Raw genomic sequence first — 19,726 nt, 5'->3', positions numbered from 1 at the left:
GGTGCGGTGGAGATCAGGGTGCGAGGATTCGGCGGAGCTGGCGCGCTTGTCCGACGAGGCGGCCCGTCGAGGTGCGAAGTTCGGATTCGTCAACACAGAGGCCATCGGTGGCCCAGACCGTGCGGTGGCGAAGGTGGTGCCACTGCTCGTCCACCGATGCGTGCCGGTCGTCTGTGGACAAGCCGGACGGGCTCACTGGTGGGAAGTACGCACTGAACTCGACGGTGGGAATGGCGACAACCCTGTCGAGTGTGGCGAACAACCCCGGCGGTAGGGCGTCGAGCAACACTGCCGCCCGTCCCTGTTCGCTGAACTCGATCGACGAGAGAAGGCGGATCCACACCTCGAACTCCGGGTCGGTGCCACCTGCGAAGGGTCGCGCCGCGTTGATCGGGCGGATGTCGAGGTAGCGGGAGAACGGCACGAAGTCGACCGGGATCTCCAGCGGGGGAAGCTGTTCCGGATCAGCGCCGCCGATATCGAACGTACCGACGGGCCAGGATCGTGCGTCGCCGCCGGTGTCGCGGGTGAGGCGGACCAACGCGCTGGCGGAGTCGGCGAGGGACGCTCGGACGCTCGGCGTCTTCCCACCGTGCTCGACGTCGACCCGAACGTCCAATGGGCCCGGCTCGACAGGCCTGGTGAAGTGGGCCGTCACGGCGACCGGTGTCGCGGTGGTCTCGGCCGAGGCGGCGTGCAACATCGAGGCCACGACGAGCCCACCGTGCAGGCCGCCGAAACCGAGCCAGCTGGAATCGAACTCGGAAGGGAAGGTGGTTGTGGTCGAGGGGATCATGTCGTAGGGAATCACAGAGACACCTCCGGGTCTTGTTGGTTGCGGGAACTCATTCCCAGGGATGTGACGGCCGCACCGACTGCTACTGCGACGATCAGCCACCAGGCGAGGACGAAGGCGGAATGGGTGTCCTCGTAGCCCACGGCGGTGCCGACCACCGCGACGAGCGCGCTGACACCGATCACGGTGCCGATCTGCCGATTCATGTTGACGATGGCACTGCCGGTGGCCGATCGCGCCTGTGGAATGTCTGCGGTGGCGGTCGAGAGGATGGTTGGGAGCGCGAAGCCGACGCCGACACCGGCGACCAACAAGCCGGGGAGGAACTCGATGACGTAGTCCGGTTGCTCTCCCACCGCGGCCAGAATGAGCAGCGTGCCCACCGCCCACAGGAGGCTTCCGGCGGCGGCGATGGCGCCGGCGGAGAACCGCCGGGCCAGGAGCTGTCCGACGATGGCGAAGAGCGGCACGAGCATCGGCCCAGGAGCAATCGCTAGTCCGGTCCCGAGAGCCGAGTACCCCCAAACCTCCTGCAGCCAGAGGATATTGGCCAGAAGTCCAGCGGCGAATGCCGCACTGAATACCACCGCGGTGACGTTCGACCACGCGAACGTGGGCACCCTCAACAGGGCGGGTTCGATGAGAGGTGACCGGTGACGGCTGTTGCTCCACCAGAACAGAACCAGAGCCGCACCGGCGACCACGAAGGCGACGGTGACCCGGGGATCGCCCCAACCCCACTCCGGGCCCTGGACCAGCCCGAGCGACAGCGCGCCGATACCGGCGATCAGCAGCGCCGCACCGGCGAGGTCGAGTCCGGTGTCGGTGTCGGCGGGCCGGCCGCTGGGCACGGCGCGGGTCGCAGCGATCAACAGTGCGATTCCGATCGGGATATTGATGAGGAACGCCCACTGCCAGGAAGCCTCTACGAGAATTCCGCCGACGACGGGGCCGAGTGCTGCCGCTGCCGCGCCCGTCGCCGCCCAGATCCGGACGGCGACGGCGCGCCGGTCCTCGGGGAGAACCTCGATCAACAGTCCGAGGCTTGCCGGAGTCAGGGCAGCGGCACCCACCGCCTGCAGTACCCGGAATGCGACGAGGAACCACAGTGACGGACTCAGCGCGCAGGCGGCGCTCGCGGCTGTGAACAGGGCCAGTCCCAGCGCGAACCCGCGCCGACGTCCGATCCGGTCGGCCCACCGTCCGAGTGGAACCAGCAGTGCCGCATAGACGATCGCGTAGCCGTTGAGTATCCAGCTGAGGTCGCCGAGTGAGCTGCCGGGGTAGCTCTCGGCGATGTCGCCGAGCGCGACGTTGACGATGAAGAGGTCGAGGCTCGCGACGAATGGTGCGCCGCACAGGACGGCGAGGAGGGGAGCGAGCCGAACTGGGCGACCCACCTGACTATGTATGACCATAGTCAGGACCGTAGAAGCTGGCTATGCATTTTGCAAGTCAGGTAGCCTGGTGCCATGAACGCGGCACGATTCGACGGCCTCCTGGCAGACCGGGACGCCTGGAGCCCCACCCACTGCTCGATCGCCAAGGCGATGGACGTCGTCGGAACGCGATCCGCGATGCTGGTCCTGCGGGAGGCCTACTACGGGACCACCCGTTTCGACGACTTCGCGCGACGGGTCGGCATCACCGAGGCAGTCGCGGCCTCCAGGCTGCGGGAGTTGACCACCGAGGGACTGTTCGAGCGGCAGCCGTACAAGGAGCCCGGTCAGCGGACGCGCTACGAGTACGTGCTCACCGAGAAGGGTCGCGACCTGCTGCCCGCGGTGCTGGCCCTCATGCAGTGGGGCGACAAGTACCTGCAGGGCGGGCGGGGCGGGCCGATCGGGATGTCCGACGACGCGTCGGGTGAACCCGTCCGCGTGGAGGTGCGCAGCCCGAACCGGGAGGTCCCGCTGTCGGACCTGCGGCTGACCGCCAACTTCACTGCGGAGGATGCGCGGCGCCACCGGGGTGGGACGGCTCGCTAGCCCGACACTCCGCGATATCACAGGGCAACGCGCTCAACCGTTTACATCAGAGCGGAAGCGGAATCTCCACGTTCGCGAGGATGCCGCAACCCCTGTACGCAACCAGCGTTCGCACCGACGGTGGGTTGGTTTCCTTGCGCGGCGCAACGGCGCACCGTGGCGATTGTGGCGACCGTTCGTGAGCTGGCAGGGTGCTGGTCTCTCGCGGTCATGATCGACTGACCGTCTCTGGTCTGTCTTCCCGCGCCGTCCTGCGGCCAGATAGCCCCGCGGCGGCGTCCAGTGCGGGTGGGCCCGCAACGTCGTGGGAACCTGCAGCCCTCAAAGGCGGTTTAGATGCCGAACGGGGCGGCGTAGCGGATGGTGCCGGTCGGGAGAGGGTCGTTGTCGTTCAGGGTCATGGCCATGAGTGCCTCGTCGGGGACGTCGATACTTAGTCCGATGCCCTGAGTGGAGGCGCGGGTGAACCCGAACCTGGCGTAGTAGGTGGGGTGTCCGATTACGGTGACGTAGTCCTCACCCATATCCTTGGCGGCCGCCAGGGCGGCGCGGATGGCGGCCGAGCCGGCGCCGCTGCGCTGGTGGTCGGGCAGGACCGCGCAAGGGGCCAGGCACAGGGCCGGGGTGTCGCCGATGTGGCAGCGGGTCAGCAGTGCGTGGGCGACGATGGTGCCGTTCTGGTCGGTGGTGACGAGGGACAGGCCCTCGATCCAGGAAGAGTCGGCGCGCAGGGCGTCGACGAGGTTGGCCTCGTCCGCGGTGTCGAAGGCGGCGAGGTTGACGCCGTGGATGGCAGTGATGTCGTCGCTGGTCTCGGGGCGGGTGTTCCAGGTGGTCATGGTGTTTCCGTCCGTCGGTACGTACCCCTTGGTAGCAGCCCGCCCACGTTACACGAGGGTCGATGTTCGATTCTGTCTGCGAATCGGCGATCGGAAGAACGCAACGCCCTTGGCCTACGGCCCACTCGGTGGCCCGTATGCCCGCTGGTCAAGACTGACGACCGGGGCGCAGGCGGGCGAACGAACCCGCTATGTCCTCGCTGCCTGGCGCTGAGCATCTCGGCGGAATCGGTCGGAACGTCGCCCGTCGGTGCGTGGACCATCGGCGCCGGTCGGCGTGGCACGTGCAGGCGGCCACCGACCGCCGCTGCGCAGACTCCATTGAACGTCAGCGATGGTCATCGCGGTCGAACGAGTTCTGTCGACCTGCCGCTTCGCCCGATTGGATAGCCTCCGATGTCCGAGAGATGTGATACTCCGGACGGCACGCGGACGAGAACCATGGAGGGGTACGGACTTGCTGACTCTGCACCGCGCCGAGAGCGCCGGCACGCTGGCGTCCGCGCTCGCTGATGTGCTGGTCAAACCGCTCGCCGACCCGTTGCAACGCGAAGTGGTCGCCGTCCCCGCCAAAGGCGTCGAGCGATGGCTGACACAGCGTCTGTCGCATGTGCTGGGCGCGGGCAATGGCGGTCACGGTGATGGTGTTGCAGCCAACATCGACTTCCCCTCGCCGACGCGACTGGTCGACCAGGCGCTCGCGTCCGCCACCGGATACGACGTCGACGACGACCCGTGGCATCCGTCGCGGGTGCTGTGGACCCTGCTGCAGGTCATCGACGACTGTGTGGATGAGCCGTGGTGCAGCGTGCTGGCCCGCCACCTCGGGTGCGGCGCCGACGACCACCGCTCGGGGCGGCGGTACGGCACTGCCGCGCACCTGGCCGAACTGTTCCGCTCCTACGCCTCGCAGCGGCCCGCCATGCTCGTCGACTGGGCGGGCGGTCGCGACACCGACGGCGCCGAACCGCTCGACGCAGATCTGCAGTGGCAGGCCCAGCTGTGGCGCCGCCTTCGGGAACGAATCGGTGGTCCGAGCCCCGCCGAACGGCTCGAGGGTGCCTGTGCGCGCCTGCGAGACGAGCCCTGCCTCCTCGACCTGCCGGAGCGGCTCTCTTTGTTCGGACCCACCCGGCTGGGGACCGACCAGATTCAGGTGCTGGCCGCCATCGGTGCCAATCGTGATGTGCACCTGTGGATTCCGCATCCCAGTATCGAGATGTGGGGCGCGATGTCCGACACCGCCCCGCCGCGGCGGCGAGCCGAGGACCTGCGGGCCCTCGACGTCGCGCACCCGTTGCTCGCCAGCCTCGCCCGAGACGTGCGCGAACTGCAGTCTCGGCTGAAGGCCGTCGAGATGGTCGACGTGCACCATCCACGCAAGTCGCGGCCGACGACACTGCTGGGTCGTCTTCAGTCCGACATTGCGGCCGACCGTGCGCCGGCCGCCTGCCGGGCTGACGACACCGTCGAGATCCACGCGTGTCACGGTCCGGCCCGGCAGGTCGAGACGCTGCGCGAGAGGCTGCTGCACCTGTTCCAGGACGACCCGACCCTCGAGCCACGCGACGTGATCATCATGTGTCCCGACGTCGAGACGTACGCACCGCTGGTTCGGGCCGCGTTCGGCCAGGGCATCCAGGGGGAGCGGAGTCACCCCGGACACCGGCTGCGGGTGCGGTTGGCGGATCGCGCACTGCACCAGACCAATCCGGTTCTCGGCGTCGTCGCCACGTTGCTGGATCTCGCCGACTCGCGCATCACGATCAGCCAGGTGCTCGATCTGGCGGCCACCGGCCCGGTGCGGCGCCGCTTCGGATTCGACGACGACGCCCTCGAACGCATCCGAGAGTGGACCACGGCGGCGGGAGCACGCTGGGGCATCGGAGCTCGTGAGCGGCGGGCCTTCGGACTGGACGGCTTCGAGCAGAACACCCTCAAGACGGCGCTCGACCGGATCCTGCTCGGCGCTGCCGCCGACGACGCGGACGGCGAATGGCTCTCGCTCGCACTGCCACTCGACGACGTGGAGAGCAACGACATCGAACTCACCGGAAGGCTCGCGGAGTACGTCGACCGGCTCGACGTCTCCCTGCGCGGGCTGACCGGACTGCAGACTGCCGAGCAGTGGTCGGCCGCGTTGTCCCGCGCCCTGGACCTGCTCGTGGACGTGGCCGAGGCCGATGCGTGGCAACTCGGGCAGGCACGTCGCGAACTGGCCGTCGCCGTCGACCACGGCGGTGACACCCAGCTGCGCCTGGCCGACATCCGCGCGATGCTCCGGTCCCGGCTCGCCGGCCGACCCACCCGCGCCAACTTCCGCACCGGCGAACTCACCGTGTGCACGATGGTTCCGATGCGCTCGGTCCCGCACCGTGTGGTCGCGCTTCTCGGGCTCGACGACGACGTCTTCCCCCGCGGCACCAACGTCGACGGCGATGACGTCCTCGCCCGCGATCCGTTCCTCGGGGAACGTGATCCGCGCAGCGAGGACCGGCAACTGCTGCTCGACGCCATCATGTCCGCCACCGAACGGCTCCTGCTGTTCTACACCGGTGCCGACCCGACCAACGGCACGGTGCGGCCGCCTGCGGTACCGCTCAGCGAGGTGCGCGACGTTCTCGAGACGATGACGGGACCGGGTGCAGTGGTGACCCGACATCCGTTGCAGCCCTTCGACCCCCGCAACTTCGATCCCGACAACCCGCTCAGCTTCGACAGAGCGGCCCTGGCGGGAGCACAGTCAGCGCAGCAGCCACCGGCCGCCCAGCCGGCGTTCTTGCCGGAACCGTTGCCCGCCGTCGAACTGGGGGACGGCGTCGTGGACCTCGCGGACTTGATCTCCTTCCTCGAGCATCCCATCCAGGGTTTCCTCCGGCAGCGCCTCGGGTTCCGGGTGCCGGAGCTGGACGAGGAGGCCGCCGACGCGCTCGACCTGGAACTCGATCCCCTCGCACGGTGGGGGATCGGTGACCGCATGCTCACTGCCCGGCTTGCCGGCACCGATCAGGCCGCGTTCCGTGCGGCCGAGTGGCGCCGAGGCACCCTACCGCCGGCGAAACTCGGCGAGACCGCGCTCGGCGAGATCGAATGGGCCGTCGACTCGCTGGCGCGTGCCGCCGCACCGGTGCATGCGGGACGCCCCGAGACCGTCGACATCGACGTCGACCTCGGTGGCGGTCGTCGGCTGTCCGGCACGGTCGACGGGGTGCACGGCGGCCCCCCGGGACACGCTGTCGTCGCACGCACCACGTTCTCGCGGCTCGCCCCCAAGCATCGGATCGCGGCCTGGGTGCGTCTGCTCGCCATCGCTGCCACGGGTCGGTTCGACGGCCCCACAGCGGTCACCACCGGCCGGGGCCGGGGCCGGTCGCCTGTCGCGCGGTCGGCGCTCGCCGCCCCCGAGAATCCGGCCGAGATCCTGCGGCGGCTCGTGGACCTCCGTGAGCGAGGACTGCAGCGCCCGCTTCCGATGGCGCCGAAGGCTTCCGCCGTCTACACGGACCTGCGGTTCCGCGGGCGCTCCGTCGAACTCGCGTTGGTCGCCGCCGAGAAGGAGTGGGACGGCGACTTCGGGGATGGCAAGGACCGGCACATCGAGTACGTGCACGGCGTTGGCGCGAGCCTGTCGGTGCTCACGGCCGAGCAGGCGCCGCCCGGAGCTCACGAGCCGACGCTGTTCGGCTTCGAGGCTGACATTCTGTGGGGCCCGCTTCTCGCGGCCGAGACCTTGGGAGAACCGTGACCGCCGAAACCGTTCCGGCGAAAAGTGACAACGCCTTCGGCCTGTTCGCCCCACTCCCGACGGGCACGACCGTCCTAGAGGCCAGTGCCGGTACCGGCAAGACCTACGCGATCGTCGGCCTCGCGGCCCGGTTCGTCGCGGAGGAGGACATCGACCTGTCGCAACTGCTGCTCGTGACGTTCAGTCGAGCCGCGACGAAGGAGCTGCGCGAGCGCACGCGCGAGCGGTTCACCACGGCAGCAGCGGGATTGGCGGACCCGGCTGTGGCACGTAGCAGTAGCGATCCGCTGATCGCGCACCTGGCGAACACGGACGACGACGAGGTGACGCGTCGGCGTCGGCGGCTGATGCAGGCGCTGTCGGACTTCGACGCCGGCACCATCGTCACCACCCACAGTTTCTGCCAGCGAATGCTCGACGGACTCGGCATCGCGGGGGAACGCGACCCCGACGCGGTCCTAGTGGAGGAGGCTGAGGATCTGGTCGAGGACGTGATCGCCGACCTGTACGTTCGGCACTTCGGGCGCGCCGACACCCGCACCCTCCGTCCCACCGACGCTCGGGCCGCGGCCCGGGCCGCGATCTTCGATCCCCAGGCCGTGCTCGCACCCGAGAAGGCTGACGGCGGTCGCGCGGGCGACGCGGTCGCGTTCGCTAGCGCCGTGCGCGAGGAGACCCAGCGGCGCAAGCGGCTGGCCGGGATCCGCGACTTCGACGACCTGCCCGCCCTGCTGCACGGCGTGCTCACCGATGCTGAGCACGGCGAGGCCGCCTGTCGCCGTGTCCGCGAACGCTACCGTGTGGTGCTCGTCGACGAGTTCCAGGACACCGATCCGCAGCAGTGGGGCATCCTGCGTGCGGCGTTCCACGGGCACTCGACGCTCGTGCTCGTCGGCGACCCCAAACAGGCCATCTACGCGTTCCGCGGCGCCGAGGTGCTCAGCTACCTCGACGCGGTCGACGCCGCGGACCACCGCCAGGAACTGGCGTGCAACTGGCGTAGTGATGCGGATCTGGTTGCGGCACTGCACTATCTGCACGGCGGTGCCACGCTCGGACACCGCGAGATTGTCGTGCACGCAGTCGAGGCCGCCAACTCCGGTTCGCGGCTGCACGGCGCGCCGCCGCTGCGGGTGCGGTATCTGCCCCGTGCCGGGGCGGGAAGGCTGAACAACTCCGGCTTCCCCGCCGTCGGTCGGCTGCGGGAACGCGTCGCCGACGACGTCGCCGCCGACATCGTCGGGCTGCTCGACAGTGGAGCAACCCTCGAGTTGGACGGCACCCGCCGCCCGGTGGAACCCGGGGACATCGCAATCCTCGCCGGAACCAACGCGCAGATCGCTCTGGTCCAGGAGTCCCTCGACGGCGCCGGCGTCCCCTCGGTGCTGGCCGGCGGCAGCAGCGTGTTCGAGACGCCCGCCGCTCACCACTGGTTACGGGTACTGCAGGCGCTAGAACAGCCGCACCGGCCCGACCGGGTACGGCTCGCCGCGCTCACACCACTGTTCGGGTGGACGGCGGAGCGGATCGACTCCTCCAGAGACGACCTGGTCGCCACGGTGGGCGGACGGCTGCGGGACCTGTCGGCGCTGTTCGCGCAGTCCGGGTTCGCGGCACTGTTCGAACAACTCTCCACGCAAACCGAACTCGAGAAGCGTCTGCTCGCTGCTGTCTCCGGTGAGCGGATCCTCACCGACCTGCGCCACATCGCACAGCTGCTCGGGGCCGTCGCGGTGGACGAATCCCTCGGCCTGACCGCGCTCACCGGCTGGCTCAGCGACCGCATCGAGGACCCAAAGTCCGGTGGAGGTGACCGCAGCCGCCGCCTGGACAGTGACGCTGCTGCCGTCCAGCTGGCCACGGTGCACGCGAGCAAGGGCCTCGAGTACCCCATCGTCTATGTGCCGTTCGCATGGAGCACCGGCCGCTACTCCGACAAGAACCGGCTGCTGCTGCACGACGAGAGCGGTCGGAGGATCCTCGACATCGGCGGTGAGGGCAGCCCCGGCTACGGCGACCGGCGCCGTCGCCGCGACACCGAGGCCGCGGGCGAGGACCTGCGGCTGCTGTACGTGGCCCTCACCCGGGCCCAGTGCCAGCTGGTGTTGTGGTGGGCGCCCGCCTACGGGACCACCGAGGGACCGCTGCACCGGATCCTGTTCGGCCGCAGCCCCGGCGAGGCCGAGGTGCCACAGAAGGCGGGCGTGCCGGAGGATCCCAATGTCGCGCAGCATCTGACTCAGTGGGCCGACGCCGCGCCGATCCCCGTCACGGCCGAGGCCGTCGGCGCCGACCCCACTCCGCAGCTGTCGTGGACGGCGCCGCAACATGGGTCCGGGGAACTCGCCGCGGCGGTGTTCGACCGGGCGCTCGACGACGGATGGCGGCGCACGTCGTACACGGCGCTCACCGCGTCGGCGCACGAGCATCCCGGCTCTGCCAGCGAGGCGGAGGATCCGGGAAAGGACGACGAACCGGAGGAGCCCGCATTGATCTCGCCGGCGGACGCCGACGGGATTCCCTCGACGATGAACGGCATGCCCTACGGCGCGGTGTTCGGCACCCTCGTCCACGAGATCCTCGAGCACGTCGATACAGCCGCCGACGATCTGGAGGCCGAGCTGCTGCGGCACTGTCGCGAGTCCGTCGAGGCGCGGATGGCGCAGGTGGACCCGGAGACACTCGCGAAGGCGTTGCTGCCGGTGCTGCGCACCCCGCTTGCGGGCGGTGGCACCCTCGCTAGCGTCATGCCGCGAGACCGGTTACCGGAGTTGGATTTCGAGTTTCCGCTCGCCGGGGGAGACGATCCCGCCGCGCTCGAGGTGACGCTGCACCGGATAGTGGAGTTGCTGCGCAGGCATCTGCCGGCCGACGACGTCCTCGCGTCGTACGCGGACAAGCTCGAGGCTCTGGATCCGACGCCGCTGCGGGGCTATCTCACCGGCAGCATCGACGCGGTGCTACGCGTTCCCGGGCCGAACGGTCCGCGGTTCGTGGTCGTCGACTACAAGACCAACCGGCTCGCGCCCGGCGAACTGACCACCGCCGACTTCACCCGTGACGCGATGGCGAAAGAGATGATGCGGTCGCACTATCCGCTGCAGGCGATGCTGTACGCCGTTGCACTACATCGGTACCTGCGATGGCGGCTGCCGGGTTACCACCCGGCGACGCACCTCGGCGGGGTGCAGTACCTGTTCGTGCGCGGCATGGCCGGCCCCGAGACACCCGACGGCGCCGGAGTGTTCGACTGGGACCCGCCCCCGCAGCTGGTGGTGGAGCTGTCGGATCTGCTGGCGGCGCCCGGCGACCTCGAGGAGGACCAGTGATCGAGGCACGCGTCGCGCAGCGTGGCAAGGGCGTGCTGCGCGAGTTCAACGAGGCCGGGGTGCTCGAGGCCGCCGACGTGCACGTCGCACTGCGGCTCGCGACGCTCGGCGGAGAAACCCGCGAGCCGGTGCACCTGGCGACCGCGCTCGCGGTGCGGGCCGTGCGGTTGGGCTCGGTGTGCCTGGATCTGAACCGGATTCGTGAGGTCCATGTCGACGAGAGGCCCGACGGTCCTGCAGTAGATCCGGCGACGCTGCCGTGGCCCGACGACTCCGCCGTCACCGAGGCGCTGCAGTCGAGCCCGCTCGTGGTCGGCGGCGACAAGGGGCCGTTGCGGCCCCTGCGGCTGGTGGACAACCAGCTGTATCTGGATCGGTACTACCGGCAGGAGCAGACGGTCCGGCGGATCCTCGACGCACGCGCGACCGGCCATCCGGCCGTCGACGAAGGTTTGCTGCTGGCGGGGCTGGACGAGTTGTTCCGTGACCACCAGGACCCGTCCCGGCCGTCTGCGGCCCCGGACCGGCAGCGCATCGCGGCAGCCGTTGCCGCTGCGCACTGGACGTCGGTGATCGCGGGCGGGCCCGGCACCGGCAAGACTCACACCGTCGCGCGGGTGCTGGCCTTGCTCGAGCGTCAGCATCCGGGACTGCGGATCGGGTTGGCAGCACCGACCGGCAAGGCGGCCGCCCGCCTCGAGGAATCGGTGAACGAGCAGGTCGGCGTCGTCGGGCTGCAGTCTCAGCTGTCGGCCATGACGTTGCACCGGATGCTCGGCTGGCAGCGTGGGACCAGCCGGTTCCGCTACAACGAGACCAACCATCTGCCGTACGACGTGATCGTGGTCGACGAGACATCGATGGTGTCGCTGACGATGATGTGCCGACTGCTCGAGGCCGTGCGCCCCGAGGCGCGGCTGATCCTCGTCGGCGACCCCGATCAGTTGGCGTCGGTGGATGCCGGTGCGGTCCTAGCTGATCTCGTCGCCCGCCCGGCGGCCGGTGCCGAGAACCCGATGCTGGCGAAGGTGGTGGGTGCGGATCTGTCGGCGACGGACGATCCGGCCGAGGCGGCGTTGAGTGCCGCCGAGCGGGACCGGTTGCGAAAGGGCATGATTCGCCTCAGCCGCGGTCGGCGTTTCGGTGGGCAGATTGCTCAGTTGGCGATTGCGGTGCGCGACAGCGACCCGGATCGCGTGCTCGACATCCTCCGCAGCGGGGCGCCGGATGTGTCCTTCGTCGACATCGAGGACGTGGCCGGGGTGCGCGCCGACGTGGTGTCGACATCGACGGAGGTAACGGCGGCCGCTCTTGCCGGTGACGCGGTCGGTGCGCTGCGAGCTTCGGAGAAGCACCGATTGCTGTGCGCGCACCGGGACGGCCCGTTCGGGGCGTCGTGGTGGGCGCGCAACGCGATGGACTGGATCGGCGAGGCCGCCGGCAGCCGCCTCGACCCCGACCGCTGGTACGCGGGGCAGCCGCTGCTGGTGACGGCGAACGATCACGAGACCCGGATCTACAACGGTGACACCGGAGTTGTCGTCTCCGGCGGGGACGGCGAGCTGATCGCCGCCTTTGCCCGGGGCAAGGAACCGTACCTGCTGCGCCTGGGCCATCTGGCGTTGGTGCAGACCGTGTACGCGATGACGATTCACCGCAGCCAGGGCAGCCAGTACCACCGGGTCTCGGTGATTTTGCCGGACGCCGGGTCGTCGCTGCTCACCCGCGAGTTGCTGTACACCGCCATTACCCGGGCACGCACGCACGTGCGAATCGTCGGAACGGAGGACGCCGTGCGGGAAGGTGTGGAACGACAGGTCTCGCGAGCGAGTGGGCTGCGGCGCGGGTAGCAACGATTTGGATCGATCCAGCAGGAACTAACGGTCAGGTCCGCCGGACCTGCGAGTGCTCATCATGTAGTACAGCAAGCAGGCATTTCGGGGGTTGGATCGATCCAACTTCTGGGTTATCGTGTGTGTCGCAGCTCACGTCGTCATCGGAAGCGGGCACACGTCATGAAGCGAGTCACCCTGAGTGATGTCAGTCGGCATGCCGGTGTGTCCCGCTCGACAGCCTCACTCGTGCTCAACGGCAGTCCCAGTGTCGCCCGGGAAACCACTCGGCGCGTCCGTGAGTCGATGAAGGCGCTCGGCTACGTCTACAACCGCCATGCGGCAATGCTCCGCAATCCGAGGTCGATGACTCTGGGCTTGGTCGTCACCGAAGTGCAGAACCCCTATTTCGCGGAACTGGCGATGACGCTCGAGGACGTCGCCGACCGCAGTAACTACGCGGTGTTCGTCGGCTACAGTCGCGACGATCCCGCGCGGCAACGTCGACTGCTCGACCGGTTCGTGGAGCGAAGCATCGACGGGCTGATTCTCCTGCCGGCAGGCGATACCCAAGCCGTCGAGATCGACAAGCTGCTCGCCACATCGGGTATTCCCTTGGTGCTTCTGGCGCGGCACTTCAACCTCGGTCACGACTACGTCGGTGCCGACAATGTCGAGGCGGGTCGCCTGCTGGGCGGGCATCTTCGAGCGATGGGTGTTCGGACGGTTGCGATGGTCGGCGGGCCGCAGCACACGTCGGCCCGCCGCGAACGCGAAGAAGGGTTCCGTGCCGCGATCGCCGGCGGGGAGATGTCCATGATTCGTGCGGACGGCCTGTTCGGGGAGGCGACTCCCGACGGCGGTGCCGAAGCCACACGGCGGCTACTCGATCGAGGAACCGTTCCGGACGCGATCGTGGCCTACAGCGACATCGTCGCGGTGGGGGTCTATGCGGAGTTGAACCGTCGAGGGCTCGAGCCGGGCCGAGACATCGCGGTCGGTGGATTCGACGACATAGCGGGTTCCGCCCACCGGACGCCACCGCTGACCACAGTGGCCACCTTCCCGACGGCAATCGGGGAGAAGTGCGGGGAACTAATTCTCGAGCGCATCGGTCAGTCGCTGGACAGCAATGGCGGTCCTGCCCGCGACTCGCATCCGTACACCCACGATCTCGTCGCGCCCGCGCTGCGGGTCCGTGGCTCCACAGCCGCGTGGCGGCCTCGTCGCTGACGTTCGTCCGTTCGGCTGATGTCACGAAAGGTTAACCGCGCCAATAGAGTAAGCGCTTACAGTTTGGAGTAGAGGTGCATACCCCCCGAGTTCTTTCTCCGCGACAGGCGGCCGATCTCGTGCATGACGGCGACATCATCACCGTCAGTTCTTCCTCAGGGCTGGGATGCCCCGATGCGGTTCTCGCCGGGCTCGGGCAGCGGTACGAGGAATCGAGCTCGCCCGCCGGTCTGACGAGCGTGCACCCAATCGCTGCGGGTGACATGTGGGGCATCAAGGGCATCGATCACATCGCCCGACCGGGTCTGCTCGCCCGTGTCGTCGCCGGCTCGTATCCGTCCGGCCCGTCGTCCGCGGAGCCGCCCAGGATCTGGCAGATGATCGAGAACAACGAGGTCGAGGCCTACAACTTCCCATCCGGCGTCCTCTACCAACTGCACCGCGCCGCAGCCGCAAAGCAGCCCGGTGTCCTGTCCAAGGTCGGGCTGGACACCTTCGTCGACCCACGGATCGGGGCTGGTCGGATGAACGCGATCACACCCGATGCCATTGTTCGAGTTCACGAGCTCGATGGTCAGGAGTGGCTGTTCTACGAGGCGCTGGTACCGAACGTCGCGATCATCCGAGCCACCACCGCCGACACCCACGGCAATCTCACCTTTGAAGAGGAGGCGTCTCCGCTCGGCGCACTCGATCTCGCTTATGCCGCTCACAACAACGGTGGTGTGGTCATCGCGCAGGTGAAGTATCTCGCCGAGGGCGGAAGCCTGGACCCGAGAGCAGTCCGTGTCCCAGGCGTCCTCGTCGATGCCCTCGTCCTCGCCCCGGAGCAGCTGCAGACCACGCACACGCAGTACGACCCCGCCCTGTCCGGTGAACTGCGGCGACCGCTGAGCACCATCGAGCCGGTACCGTTCACGCTCGAGAAGATCATGGCGCGCCGCGCGGCAGCCGAACTGCAGGCAGGCGAAATCGCGAATCTCGGCTTCGGTGTATCGGCGTTGGTGCCGCACGTCCTCGTCGAAGAGGGGCTAGCCGATGCCGTGTCCTGGGTGATCGAGCAGGGCCCGGTGGGTGGTGTCCCATTGCTCGATTTCGTCTTCGGAGTGGCGCAGAATCCCGACGCGATCATGCAGAGCTCGGATCAGTTCACCCTGCTCCAGGGCGGAGGGTTCGAGCACTCGTTGCTCTCGTTCCTCGAGATCGACCAACACGGCAACGTGAACGTGCACAGCTTGCCCAAGCGTCGGCACGTAACCGCAGGAGTCGGTGGCTTCGTCGACATAACGTCGTCGGCACCTTCGATCGTGTTCGTCGGGTCTTTCACAGCGGGGCGCCGCGACATCGCGATCGAGAACGGCCGCCTCGACATCCGTGCCGACGGCCCTCACACCAAGTTCGTGAAGGAAGTCGACTCCCCGACGTTCTCCGGCCAGCGTGCTCTTGCCAACGGTCAGAGGGTCCTCTACGTCACCGAACGCGCGGTGCTCGAGCTACGGCCGGAAGGCTTGACGGTCACCGAGATCGCCCCGGGCGTCGACTTGCAGCGCGACGTCCTGGATAGGTCGGAGTTCGAGCTACGCGTTGACCCGAACCTGAAAACGATGTGCGGCAAGCTGTTTTCGCCGAAGCTGCAGAATTTGCAACTCTCGCCGCTGCCCGAGCATCCACGGGTGCAGGCACTTCAACCATGACGAACCTCGCCAGGACCGAGAGCCCTCATATGAACTTCTCTGAACCATCCAGTGATGCCGGACGGATCACCGTCACTCATAGCCGTGACGGCCGCGTCGCGACCGTGCTGATCGATCGCCCCCGAAAACTGAATGCACTGACACTCGAACTGCTCAACGATCTCTACTCCGAGCTGCGGACCATCGATCACTCCGATGCTCAGGTCGTCCTGATCACCACAGCAGGGGAGAAGGCGTTCTGTGTCGGCGCGGACATCGCCCAGTTCTCGTGTTTCAGGCCCGCGCAAATGTGGAGACGCTGGATCAGGGAGGGGCACAGGGTCTTCAGCTACCTCGCGCAACTGCGGCAGCCTACGATCGCAGTCGTCGACGGCATCGCGGTCGGTGGCGGCCTCGAACTCGCGCTGGCCTGTGACCTGCGGATCGGCGCGAATACCGCTCGGCTGGGGCTGCCGGAAACCGGCCTAGGCACGGTCCCGGGCTGGGGAGGCACCGAACGCCTCACACAAGTTGTCGGGGCAGCCCGCGCCAAGGAGATGATATTCACGCGCCGCCAGGTGCCTTCCGCCACGGCGCTGGACTGGGGGCTACTGAACGCCGTTTCCGAGCGCAGCGCGCTCGCCGACACGGTCACAGAGTTCATCGATCGGATTCTCGAGGGCGCCCCCGCCGCAGTACAGGTCAGCAAACAACTCGTCGACGCTGCAGCCGCTGGCGCCCCCTCGGCCATCCTCGAGGCACTCGGCAGCGGATTCGCAGCTGGAACAGACGATTTCGCCGCCGGCGTCACCGCCTTCCGTAACAAGACCACGCCGACATTTACCGGCTCCTGAACTCCAGGATTGGCAGACCATGACTCTCGACTCTCCCCATCTGGGCGACGGCGTCAATGACACTCGGGCGACGGCCTCCGACCATCCCGAAGTAACGACCGCAGATCTTCGTAGGGCCGCATGGGGTGCCTCTGCCGGCAGCGCCCTCGAGTATTACGACTTCGCGCTCTACAGCCTCGCGTCGGCGTTGGTATTCGGCCCGCTGTTCTTCCCGAGCGACAACCCGTCAACCGGCTTGATCCTCAGCTTCGCCACCTACTTCATCGGCTTCGCGGTCCGCCCCTTGGGTGGCATCTTCTTCGGCCGCCTCGGTGACCGGATGGGTCGCAAGTTCGTGCTCTTGGCGACCATCATCCTGATGGGTGTTGCCAGCACCGGAATCGGTCTTCTGCCCACGTACCACGGCAGCGAAGGCGACTGGTACTCCGGCGGAGTGGGCATGCTGGCGCCGCTCTTGTTGATCGCATTGCGCATCTGCCAGGGCCTGGGCGCCGGCGCCGAGATGGCTGGAGCTTCGATCCTGATGACCGAATACGCCCCGAAGAACAGGCGTGGGTTCTTCGCCTCGCTGCCTTTCCTCGGAGTGCAGGTCGGAACCGTCGTTGCGGCCTTGGTCTACTTCCTCGTCTACTTCGGGGACGGCCAGGTCACCGACACCTGGCTCTGGCGGATTCCCTTCCTTGCCAGCGTCGTCATCCTTGGCGTGGCGATGTACCTGCGCGTCAATCTGAAGGACTCGCCCACGTTCAGAAAGCTGAAAGCAAAGCATCAGATCGACGAGCATCCCTTGCAGAACTTGCTCGAGCATTCACGCCCCTCGCTGCTGCGAGGAATCGGCCTACGGCTCGCCGAGAACGGCTCCTCGTCGATGTATCAGGCACTCGCGGTTGCCTACGTCACCAGCGCCGCTGTCGGTGTGACAGGCCCCATCGGCGCACTGTCCTTAGTCTTCGCCGCCACGCTGGGAGCCGTCGTCGTTCCGATCGCAGGCAGACTCTCCGACCGGTACGGACGAGTCAAGACATACCGCGCCTTCGCGTACTTCCAGCTCGTGTCAGCGTTCCCGATCTGGTGGGCGCTCTCGCAGGGCAGTGTCGTGCTGACAATTGTCGTGATCTCACTCGCCCTCGGAATCGGGACATGGGGAATGTTCGGCGCCCAAAGCGCTTTCCTCAGTGAACTCTTCGGATCCCAGCAACGCTATCTCGGCGTGTCTGTGGCCAGGGAGGTATCTGCCGTCCTGTCCGGCGGCCTCGCCCCACTGATCGGGGCATGGATCATCGCATTGGTAGTCGCCGCAGACGGCGGCGCCAGCGTTCCGGGTGCGGGCCTCGGCGCATGGGTCTTCATCGCCGGCTACCTGTGCATCCTCACCTTGATCACGATCGGAACCACCTACATCACGCCGGATCCGATCGACAGGAGCCTCGATGATCCGCGAGATGCGGTCACCGCATCGAAGGCCTGACGAAGAAGGGCGCCGGAACCTTCCGTGAGCACCTTCCAGGTGGCTGACCCGCCGAAGGGGAAGCAGAGCGATACGCTGTAAGCGGTTGCATCGTGATCTTGGAGTTTCAGGATCAGGGCTTAAGTGGGGTCGACAAGGAGGCGTGAGGTTGGACGAAGCGCGAACAACCTCCGGTACTCGTCGGCCGACGATTTCCATGGTTGCCAAGGCGGCCGGTGTGTCGACCGCAACTGTGTCCCGCGTGATGAGCGGGAATCCCGCCGTGAGCCCGGACTTGGCTGCACGGGTACATGCGGTTGCCGAGGAGATGGCGTACCGGCCAAGCGGGGCCGCGCGAGGTCTGGCTCTGGGATCCCTCCGAAACGTGGGAGTCATACTTCCCGACCTTGCGAACGCCTACTTCTTCGACACGGTGAAGCAGATGCACCATGCTGCACGCACCGACGGTTACCGGATGCTCGTTGCCGACTACTCCGGGACTGCGGATGACGAGTACTCGACCGCCGTCGACCTACTCGGTCAGGTCGACGGGTTGATACTGCTGTCCTCACGGATTCCGGTCTCCGGTCTGAAGGATTTAGCGGCGCAGTCGACTCCGGTCGTCCTGGTGAACAGGGTTGAGCTCGGAGTCGATCTGCCGATGGTCGCGGTCGACAACTTCACGGCGATGATGGAATTGTGTGGCCATCTGGCGCAACTGGGGCATCGTCGGGTTGTGTACGTCGCAGGCTCGGACCTGTCGTGGCAGAACCGCGAGCGATGGCGAGCCGTCGAGATGTCCAAAGTGCTTGGCATCGAATCGTTCAGGGTTGATTCGGATGGGACGATCGAGGGCGGCTTCAACGTTGCCGAGAGCGCGCTCGCTCAGGAGCCGACCGCCCTGATCTGCTTCAACGATCTGACCGCAGTCGGAGCGATCTCGAAGCTGCGCGAACTCGGGGTACGGGTGCCCGCGGATGTCTCGGTGACTGGATTCGACGACGTCGAGATCGCACGCCACATCGCCCCACCCTTGACCACCGTGCAGAGTCCGAAGGCTCAGCTCGGCGATCAAGCGTGGCGGCTGCTGCAGGAGGCGCTGCGGAATGAACCCGGTGCTTCCGCGCCGATGCTTGACGCGAAGGTCGTCATCCGGGATTCGACGGGCCCTGTCTCGACCGGCGTCTCGACAGGGACTGACTGATTCCGTTCAAATCGAAAGCAGGCCCTTGACTGCGCCGCGGATCGCGTCGTCCGGAGTCTCGGACCACCACCTACTGCTGAGCACCTCGACCTCCACCAGGCCGCGATAGCCAACCTCGGTACAGACGGTGACGAATCCCTGTAGATCGATGCAGCCTTCCCCGGGCATGCCGCGGGTGCTCAACTCGCCCTGGATGGGGGTGACCCAATCGGCGAGTTGAACCGAGAACAGATGGCGCGCTGCACGTCTGATCTCTTCGTGCATCCGTACATCCCACCAGACATGGTATGAATCGATGCCGACTCCAACCATGTCAGACGCGATCTTCTCGACGAGATCGTTCGCCTCGCCTATCGAGGTGATCGCCGAGCGGGTTGACGCCATCATCGGATGGAAGGGCTCGACGGCGAGGCGGACTCCTGCTTGTCGGGCGTACGGCTCTAGCTCGAGGATGCCGTCGTGGATCTGTTGCCGGGCGCCGGTCAGATCCGCGTTCGGGGGCCCGCACACAAGGTAGAGACAGTCCGCATCGAGGAAATGCGCCTGGTCGACGGCGGCGCGATTGTCGTCGAAACGTCGGCGACGAGACTGATCGTCGGGCTGAGGGAACATTCCCCCACGGCATACGCTGCTCACACGTAGACCCGAGTGCTTCAAACGGCGGCTCGCCGCAGCCAGATCCAGGTCTTCGAGGACGTCGCGCCACAGACCGACGCCGCGGAATCCCCACTTCTGGGCGAGGTCGGCCAGTTCGTTGAAGCCCGTTCCTTTCACAGTGGCGGAATT

The 19,726-nt window shown here is 67.4% G+C and carries 13 protein-coding genes; 9 read left to right on the top strand and 4 right to left on the bottom strand.

Going from position 1 to position 19,726, the window contains the following annotated elements:
* Positions 1–13 precede the first annotated feature (13 nt).
* Positions 14–811, bottom strand: coding sequence for a thioesterase family protein (locus EF834_RS00605; protein ID WP_235870933.1), 798 nt, complete (start codon positions 809–811; stop codon positions 14–16).
* Positions 808–2,214, bottom strand: coding sequence for an MFS transporter (locus tag EF834_RS00600; RefSeq protein ID WP_127944469.1), 1,407 nt, complete (start codon positions 2,212–2,214; stop codon positions 808–810). Before EF834_RS00600 ends, EF834_RS00605 begins: the two co-directional genes overlap by 4 nt.
* 54 nt (positions 2,215–2,268) lie before the next feature.
* Between EF834_RS00600 and EF834_RS00595 the strand changes: the two genes are divergently transcribed.
* Positions 2,269–2,784: a winged helix-turn-helix transcriptional regulator gene (locus tag EF834_RS00595; protein WP_127944464.1), complete on the top strand. Its 516-nt coding sequence runs from the start codon at positions 2,269–2,271 to the stop codon at positions 2,782–2,784.
* Positions 2,785–3,116: 332 nt separating this feature from the next.
* On the opposite strand, the gene EF834_RS00590 is transcribed toward EF834_RS00595, so the two are convergent.
* Positions 3,117–3,623: a GNAT family N-acetyltransferase gene (locus EF834_RS00590; protein ID WP_127944461.1), complete on the bottom strand. Its 507-nt coding sequence runs from the start codon at positions 3,621–3,623 to the stop codon at positions 3,117–3,119.
* Positions 3,624–4,080: 457 nt separating this feature from the next.
* Here EF834_RS00590 and recC point away from each other — a divergent pair, with 457 nt between their 5' ends.
* The 8 genes from recC (at position 4,081) to EF834_RS00550 (ending at position 18,940) form a co-directional block, all read left to right on the top strand.
* Positions 4,081–7,368, top strand: a complete 3,288-nt coding sequence (gene recC, locus EF834_RS00585; protein ID WP_127944459.1) for an exodeoxyribonuclease V subunit gamma — start codon at positions 4,081–4,083, stop codon at positions 7,366–7,368.
* Positions 7,365–10,697: a UvrD-helicase domain-containing protein gene (locus EF834_RS00580; RefSeq protein WP_235870932.1), complete on the top strand. Its 3,333-nt coding sequence runs from the start codon at positions 7,365–7,367 to the stop codon at positions 10,695–10,697. The genes recC and EF834_RS00580 overlap by 4 nt, the downstream gene beginning before the upstream one ends.
* Complete coding sequence (recD, locus tag EF834_RS00575) at positions 10,694–12,547, top strand: exodeoxyribonuclease V subunit alpha (RefSeq protein WP_127944452.1); 1,854 nt, start codon at positions 10,694–10,696, stop codon at positions 12,545–12,547. The genes EF834_RS00580 and recD overlap by 4 nt, the downstream gene beginning before the upstream one ends.
* Positions 12,548–12,712: 165 nt before the next feature.
* Entirely contained in the window at positions 12,713–13,762 is a 1,050-nt protein-coding gene (locus EF834_RS00570; RefSeq protein WP_127944449.1) for a LacI family DNA-binding transcriptional regulator, read from the top strand.
* 74 nt (positions 13,763–13,836) lie between these two features.
* On the top strand, positions 13,837–15,456 hold the full coding sequence (locus EF834_RS00565; protein ID WP_127944447.1) for an acyl CoA:acetate/3-ketoacid CoA transferase: 1,620 nt from the start codon (positions 13,837–13,839) through the stop codon (positions 15,454–15,456).
* Between the two features lie 29 nt (positions 15,457–15,485).
* Positions 15,486–16,289, top strand: coding sequence for an enoyl-CoA hydratase/isomerase family protein (locus EF834_RS00560; RefSeq protein ID WP_127944444.1), 804 nt, complete (start codon positions 15,486–15,488; stop codon positions 16,287–16,289).
* A 19-nt stretch (positions 16,290–16,308) separates the two neighbouring features.
* Entirely contained in the window at positions 16,309–17,757 is a 1,449-nt protein-coding gene (locus EF834_RS00555) for an MFS transporter (protein WP_127944442.1), read from the top strand.
* A gap of 196 nt (positions 17,758–17,953) precedes the next feature.
* Positions 17,954–18,940 carry a LacI family DNA-binding transcriptional regulator gene (locus tag EF834_RS00550; RefSeq protein ID WP_127944439.1) on the top strand — a complete coding sequence of 329 codons (987 nt, stop codon included), beginning with the start codon at positions 17,954–17,956 and terminating at the stop codon, positions 18,938–18,940.
* Between the two features lie 6 nt (positions 18,941–18,946).
* On the opposite strand, the gene EF834_RS00545 is transcribed toward EF834_RS00550, so the two are convergent.
* Positions 18,947–19,714 carry a sugar phosphate isomerase/epimerase family protein gene (locus tag EF834_RS00545; protein WP_235870930.1) on the bottom strand — a complete coding sequence of 256 codons (768 nt, stop codon included), beginning with the start codon at positions 19,712–19,714 and terminating at the stop codon, positions 18,947–18,949.
* Positions 19,715–19,726: the final 12 nt, after the last annotated feature.

This window comes from Rhodococcus spongiicola, assembly GCF_004011835.1.
GTDB classification, from domain to species: domain Bacteria; phylum Actinomycetota; class Actinomycetes; order Mycobacteriales; family Mycobacteriaceae; genus Prescottella; species Prescottella spongiicola.
The sequence above is the reverse complement of the archived record's forward strand: the minus strand, read 5'-3'. Positions and strand labels throughout refer to the sequence as shown.